The sequence below is a fragment of the Streptomyces anandii JCM 4720 genome, assembly GCF_014650655.1.
GTDB lineage: Bacteria > Actinomycetota > Actinomycetes > Streptomycetales > Streptomycetaceae > Streptomyces > Streptomyces anandii.
This window is the reverse complement of sequence record NZ_BMVJ01000008.1, coordinates 317,464-319,419: the sequence shown is the minus strand read 5'-3', so window position 1 is coordinate 319,419 and position 1,956 is coordinate 317,464. Positions and strand designations below refer to the sequence as shown.

The window sequence follows — 1,956 nt, the reverse complement described above, 5'->3', positions numbered from 1 at the left end:
GCTCCGCGCCCGCGTGGTCCGCCTCGAACCGGCCCAGCACCAGTTCGTCGTCCACCCCCGCCGCCGTCTCCTGCCGGACCCGGTCCCGCAGCCGGGCGTACTGCGCCGCCGCCTCCTCGTCCCTGCCCAGCGACTGGTACAACTCGCCCAGCTCCAGCAGGTACCGCGGGCTCGGCCGCCCGTCGACCGCCCGGCGGTACGCCCTCAGCGCCTCCTCGGTGCGCCCCAGCGCGGCCAGCGCCCGACCCCGCCCCGCCAGGGCCTCCCGCTGGTCCGGATCCAGACGCAGCGCCGCGTCGAAGTGGCGCAGCGCGTCCTCCCGGTCCCCGCGGTCGAACGCGATCCGCCCGGCCCGCTCCACGTACGCCGCCCGCTCCACCGGCGTGGCCGCGGCCGCCGCCGCGTCCGACAGCTGGGCCGCCGCGTCCTCGCGCCAGCCCCGGTCCCAGTACACGCCCGCCGCACGCGCCTTCACGGCCGGCGCGTGGTGCAGCTTCAGCAGCTTGTCGAGGGCGCGCCCGGTCGCCTTGTAGTCTCCGAGCCCGGTGCAGGCGTCGATCAGCGGCGGATACGCCGTCCACCGCTGGGGATCCAGCTTCAGCGCCGCCTCGCCGTAGGAGCGGGCCGCGCGGAAGTCCCGCCGCTCGTCCGCCAGCGCGGCGAGGCCCGCCAGCGCCTGAGCGTTCCGCTCCGGGCGCAGCCGCAGCGAGGTGCGCAGCGCGTCGTCGGCCATCGGATAGTTCGCGGGGTCGGCCGTGCGCCGGCCCCGCTCGACGTACGCCGCCCCGAGCACGGCCCACGCCTCGGCGTCCCGCGGCCGCAGCCGCACCCGCCGCTCCCGCTCGCCGATCAGCGCCGCCAGATCGCCGAGCGCGGCCGGCGCCCCGCCCGTCACCGCGGTCAGCGCCACCGCCCCGGGCGCCGGTGCGGGGGCCCTGGAGGCGGGCCGCTCGCCCGGCAGCGCCAGCCACACCGCGCCGAGCACCCCGGCCGCCACGAGCAGCGCGACCAGCAGCCGCAGCAGCGGCCCGAGCGGTGGCCGGCGCCGGCGCGGCGGCTCGGCGGTCAGGGAGGTGGCGGGGCTCGGCGCGGGCTTCTCCATGGCCCACACTGTGCGCCCGGGCCCGCCCGCACCCGGGCTGCGACCCGGGCGCGGCACCCACCGCCACCCGGCAGGCGGAGGTCTGCGGCCCTTGGGCTTCACACGGATGGCCCCCGGTGCGACGCTGTGATCATGAGCCGTATTCAAGCCCCGCCCGACGAAGTCCAGGGCAACCTCACCGACCGGCTCCTCGCGGGTCTGCCGGCCGAGGCGGTCCTCATCGATCCCGACGTCACGGCCTCCTACGCCAACGACATGGCGAGCTTCTGCCCGTCCGGCGCCCCGGCGGTGGTCGTCCTGCCCCGCACGGTGGAACAGGTCCAGCACGTCATGCGCACCGCCACCGAACTGCGCGTCCCGGTCGTCCCGCAGGGCGCCCGCACCGGCCTGTCCGGCGCGGCCAACGCCTCCGAGGGGTGCATCGCGCTGTCCCTGACCAAGATGGACCGCATCCTCGAGATCAACCCGGTCGACCGCATCGCCGTGGTCGAGCCGGGCGTCGTCAACGCCGTGCTGTCCCGTGCCGTGAACGAGCACGGCCTGTACTACCCGCCGGACCCCTCCAGCTGGGAGATGTGCACCATCGGCGGCAACATCGGCACCGCCTCCGGGGGCCTGTGCTGCGTGAAGTACGGGGTCACCGCCGAGTACGTGCTCGGCCTCGACGTGGTGCTCGCCGACGGACGGCTGATGTCCACCGGCCGCCGCACCGCCAAGGGCGTCGCCGGGTACGACATGACCCGCCTGTTCGTGGGCTCCGAGGGTTCGCTCGGCATCGTCGTACGGGCCGTCCTGGCGCTGAAGCCGCAGCCGCCGCAGCAACTCGTGCTGGCCGCCGAGTTCGCCTCCGCGGC

2 protein-coding genes are annotated in these 1,956 nt (G+C 76.5%); one reads left to right on the top strand and one right to left on the bottom strand.

Going from position 1 to position 1,956, the window contains the following annotated elements; all coding sequences use genetic code 11:
* A partial coding sequence (locus IE249_RS37590) for a tetratricopeptide repeat protein (protein ID WP_229858711.1) occupies positions 1 to 1,102 on the bottom strand: 1,102 nt, incomplete at its 3' end.
* A gap of 126 nt (positions 1,103 to 1,228) precedes the next feature.
* On the opposite strand from IE249_RS37590, the gene IE249_RS37585 reads away from it, so the two are divergent.
* Positions 1,229 to 1,956: FAD-binding oxidoreductase (locus IE249_RS37585; RefSeq protein WP_229858709.1), on the top strand; the 728-nt coding region annotated here is incomplete at its 3' end.